At 72.1% G+C, this 4344-nt stretch carries 5 protein-coding genes; 2 read left to right on the top strand and 3 right to left on the bottom strand.

What is annotated here, in order from left to right; translation table 11 throughout:
• On the bottom strand, positions 1-1111 hold a 1111-nt coding region (locus tag ETD85_RS60455; protein ID WP_138698792.1), incomplete at its 3' end, for an MFS transporter.
• Positions 1112-1248: 137 nt separating this feature from the next.
• Between ETD85_RS60455 and panB the strand changes: the two genes are divergently transcribed.
• Positions 1249-2079, top strand: a complete 831-nt coding sequence (gene panB, locus ETD85_RS60450) for a 3-methyl-2-oxobutanoate hydroxymethyltransferase (RefSeq protein WP_138698791.1) — start codon at positions 1249-1251, stop codon at positions 2077-2079.
• 535 nt (positions 2080-2614) lie between these two features.
• On the top strand, positions 2615-3064 hold the full coding sequence (locus ETD85_RS60445; protein WP_138698790.1) for a hypothetical protein: 450 nt from the start codon (positions 2615-2617) through the stop codon (positions 3062-3064).
• Positions 3065-3071: 7 nt separating this feature from the next.
• Here the strand turns inward: ETD85_RS60445 and ETD85_RS60440 are convergent, their stop codons facing one another.
• Positions 3072-4049, bottom strand: coding sequence for a pyridoxal-phosphate dependent enzyme (locus ETD85_RS60440; RefSeq protein ID WP_170247470.1), 978 nt, complete (start codon positions 4047-4049; stop codon positions 3072-3074).
• A gap of 42 nt (positions 4050-4091) precedes the next feature.
• Positions 4092-4344 (bottom strand): PLP-dependent transferase (locus ETD85_RS60435; protein WP_206059609.1); only part of this gene is annotated, 253 nt, incomplete at its 5' end.

The following is a 4344-nucleotide window of genomic DNA, read 5'->3' as shown; positions in this document are numbered from 1 at the left end:
AGGTGTGTATAAGAGACAGCGCCCACCCCGGCCCGACGCCGTCGATGATCGCCCCGGCGATCGGGGCCGAGGCGGCGCCGCCGATCAGCAGCGCAGTGCCGTGGAAGCCCATCGCCTCGCCCCGCGCCCCCGAGGGCACCCAGCGGCTCAGGACGTCGACGGTGGACGACAGCGCGGGCGCGCAGAGCAGGCCCGCGGGCAGCAGGGCCAGGATCAGCCAGCGCCAGTCGCCCCCGACCAGGCCGATGGGGACGGTCAGCAGGCCCATGCCGGTGATCAGCGTCAGGGGCGACAGGCCGCGCGACAGCCCGCCGTACACGAAGCCGCCGACCAGGGAGTAGACGCACCAGATGCCCACGGCGAGGCCGACCCACTCGGTCTGGCCCGCCCGGTTCATGGTGGCGACCAGGGACAGCTCGGTCGCGGTGAGCACGAACGTGGCGGCCGCCGCCGTGCCGAGGAGGGCCACGAACGCCGGTGTGATCCACTGACGCCTGGGCACCCTGACGGCAGGCTCCTCCAGCTCGACGGCGGAGCGGGTGGGCGGGTTGAGCACGATCAGCCCCACGCCCGCCACCGTCATGCCGGCCCCGATGACCGTCATCGTCACGCCGCTGCCGAGCGTCGTGACGCCCGCCACCGCCAGCGCCGGCCCGGTCATGTAGGACAGCTCGACCAGCATGGAGTCGAGCGTGAACCCGACGCGCCGCTGGGCCACCGGCACCAGGGCAGCAAGGCACTGCCTGGTCACACTGAACACCGGCAGCGCCAGCAGCCCCGCCAGCGCCGCCGCCGCGACGAGCGCGGGGAACGGCAGCGCCCACGCGCATGCCCAGAACGCCACCTGCGCCACCGTGGTGAGCGTGAGCACCGGCCGTAAGCCGTGCTTGTCGACGAACCTTCCCGACAACGGGGAGCCGATCGCCATGCCGATCGTGCTGGCCGCCGTGACCAGCCCGGCCTTGGTGTAGCCGAGTTTCATCACCTCGGCCACGTGCAGGGTCAGCGCCATGCCCGTCGCCGTGGCGGGCACCCGGGCCAACAGCCCCACCACCAGCAGCGTGGGGACGCCTGGAATCCGGAGCAGTCGTCGGTAAGGGTCGAGAGCCATTGTGTTCGTTACCTCCACGGAGATTCTGGCAAGAGGCACCGACAGTTTCGCCACTGGTTTTCCGTGCGTGACATCATCGAAGAAGGTCCGGGGACGCCACTGGGGCGCCTCGAGACAGTTCATCTGGAGGGTTTGTCATGTCCTCTTCAACCACGCTGTACGGCGGCGTCAGCGGGCGCCGGGTCACCGTCCGCGACCTCACCGGAGCCAAGGAGCGCGGAGAGCGGTGGCCCATGGTCACCGCCTACGACGCGATGACGGCCAGGGTGTTCGACCAGGCGGGGATCCCGGTCCTGCTGGTGGGCGACTCGGCGGCGATGGTGGTCTACGGTTACGACTCCACGCTTCCCGTCACGGTCGACGACCTGCTCCCGCTCACGGCCGCGGTCGTACGCGGGTCGTCGCGGGCGCTCGTGGTCGCGGACCTGCCGTTCGGGTCGTACCAGTCCTCCCCTCAGCAGGCTCTTGAGTCGGCGGCGCGCTTCATGAAGGAATCGGGCGCGCATGCGGTCAAGCTGGAGGGTGGGCGCCGGGTTCTGCCGCAGGTCGAGGCGCTGGTCTCGGCAGGCGTCCCGGTCATGGCGCATCTCGGGCTGACCCCGCAGTCGGTCAACGTCATGGGCGGCTACCGCGTTCAGGGGCGCGGGCAGTCGGGGGACGAGCTCATGTCGGACGCCAAGGATCTGGAACGGGCCGGAGCGTTCTCGGTGGTGCTGGAGTGCGTGCCCGCCGACCTGGCGCAGCGGGTGACCACGTCGCTGTCCATCCCGACGATCGGCATCGGCGCGGGGGCGGGCACGGACGCGCAGGTGCTGGTCTGGCAGGACCTGATGGGGCTGACGCCGCGACCGGCCAAGTTCGTCAAGCGGTACTCGGACCTGGCCGGCGAGATGGACCGGGCCGTTCGCGCCTTCGCCGACGAGGTGACCTCCGGAGCCTTCCCGGCGCCGGAGCACACCTACAGCTGAACGACATACATCTGAACGACATCCCGTCCGTCGATCCGCCTGATCCGGGCACGCTTCGGGTCAGGCGGATCGCCTCGGGGGCGGGAGCGACACGTAACCAGGGTCCAGGGTGACGGATGTTACGGGGTCCGTCGGCACACGCGGTCTCTGGGGTTCACGGGGTTCACGGGGTTCACGGGGTTCACGGGGGTTAGGGTCTGCGGGGTCACGCGGTCCACGGGCCACGCAGGTCCACGGGGCACGCAGGCCCACAGGGTACGGGCGAAGGTCCGGGCGGGGCGGTCGCCGCCGGGCGCGCTTCTGAAGGCGGCGGCTGCCGTCGCGGGAAACCGCTGGCGGCCCTTCCGCGGCCCGGCGCTTCGGCCGGCGGAGCCGCTGGGCACCCTCCGAGGGCAGCCACTGCGTTCAGGGGAACCGCTGGGCGCTCTTCCGAGGGCGGTGCCCGCATCCCGGAAAGCACGCCCGCGACAACCGATCCGCGAAACCCCCGGCCCGGTCCGGGAACCGGTCCACAACCCCGATCATCACACTACGCATGAGGTCATTTAGACGAGCAAGCGCGTGGCTGGCCGTGTTCGTCATCGGGCTGCCCGCGCTGGGCGTGGTCGCGGTGCTCATAGCGCTGCGAGGGCGCTCGTGGGCGCTGTTCTCGGTGCCGTACCTGGTGCTGTTCGTGCTGGCCTATCTCGCCGGCCTGATCCTGCTCGCCCTGCTGCGCTTCCGGCCGGACTGGCTGCGCGCGCTGGTGGCGGCCGTGACCGTGTACGCCGTCGCGTCGGTCACGCCGCTGGTCGGCCCGATGGCCTCCTACCCGTACCACGTGGTCAGGTGCGGCGGCCTGCCGGTCGTCGCCAGCGACTTCGCGGCCGCCATGAGCTACAACGTCCCCGGGGACGAGAACTACGCGGTGACACCGTTCGACGGGATCTTCTTCTGCACGGAGAAGGAGGCCGAGGCCGCCCGCTTCCACCACTACGACTTCTGACCGGAATTCAGCCGGTGGCCAGGGTGGCGGGGTCGGTGTTGGAGCCGCAGACCACCACGGCCACCCGCTCCCCCGGCGCCGGCGTGTACGCGCCCGACAGCAGCGCCGCGTACGCCGCCGCGCCCCCAGGCTCGGCGGCCAGGCGGTGCCGGGCCCACAAGGTACGCCGGGCCGTCACGATGGCCTCGTCGGCGACCAGCACGCTCTCCACGCCCGGCCCCGAGAGGATCTCGAACGCCGTCGCCCCGATCTGCGTGGCGCCCAGCGAGTCGGCCGCCACCCCGCCCACCTCGACCGGCACCGGCCGGCCCGCCCGCAACGCCGCGTTCAGCGTGGGGATCCGCTCGGGCTCCACCGCGACGATCCGCGGCCGGGAGGCCCCGGGCGTCACGGTGCCGGACCCCACGGCCCCGGACGCCACGACCCCAGGCCCCGCGACGCCCAGGGTGATGCCGGCGGCGAAGCCTCCGCCGCCGACGGCCACCAGGACGGTGTCCACGCCCCCGGTCTGCTCCATGAGCTCCAGCCCGGTGGTCCCCTGCCCGGCCACCACCTCCGGCTGGTCATAGGCGTGCACCATCAGCGCCCCCGTCTCGGCGGCCCGCTTGGCGGCGGCCTCCGCGGCGTCGGAGTAGACGGCGCCCGTCTGCGTGATGTGCGCCCCGAGAGCCCCGAGCCCCGCCACCTTGACGGGGCTCGTCACCTCCGGCACGAAGATCTCGGCCCGCACCCCGAGCTCCCTGGCGGCATAGGCCACCGCCAGCCCGTGGTTGCCGCCGCTGGCGGCGATCACCCCGCCGGGCGGCAGCTCGCCGGCCGACAGGATGCGGTTGAAGGCCCCGCGCACCTTGAACGACCCCGTGTGCTGCAGCAGCTCCAGCTTGAACCACAGCCCTGGCGAGATCTCCAGCACCGGCGTGCGGAGGACGAGCCCGTCGATCCTCCTGGCCGCCGCCCGCACGTCCTCATGGCCGACAGTGGTCACGGCTTCCCCCGTTTCGTCGCGACAGCAAGCACGAACCCGAGGCTACGCCAACGCCTGGGCGAGGTCGGCCCAGAGGTCCTCGGGATGCTCGATGCCCACGGAGATGCGTACGGTGCCCTCGCCGATCCCGCTGCGCTCCAGCTCCTCCGCGCTGAGCGAACGATGCGACGTCGTGGCGGGATGCAGCACGAGCGTCTCGACGCCGCCGAGCGAGGGGGCGAGCAGCGCCAGGCGTACCGAGCTCATGAACTTCTCCCCCGCCGCCCGCCCGCCGGCCAGGTCGAACGAGAACACC

It is taken from the genome of Nonomuraea zeae, from assembly GCF_005889725.1.
Classification (GTDB): Bacteria; Actinomycetota; Actinomycetes; order Streptosporangiales; family Streptosporangiaceae; genus Nonomuraea; species Nonomuraea zeae.
This window is presented reverse-complemented; position numbering and strand designations above follow the sequence as displayed.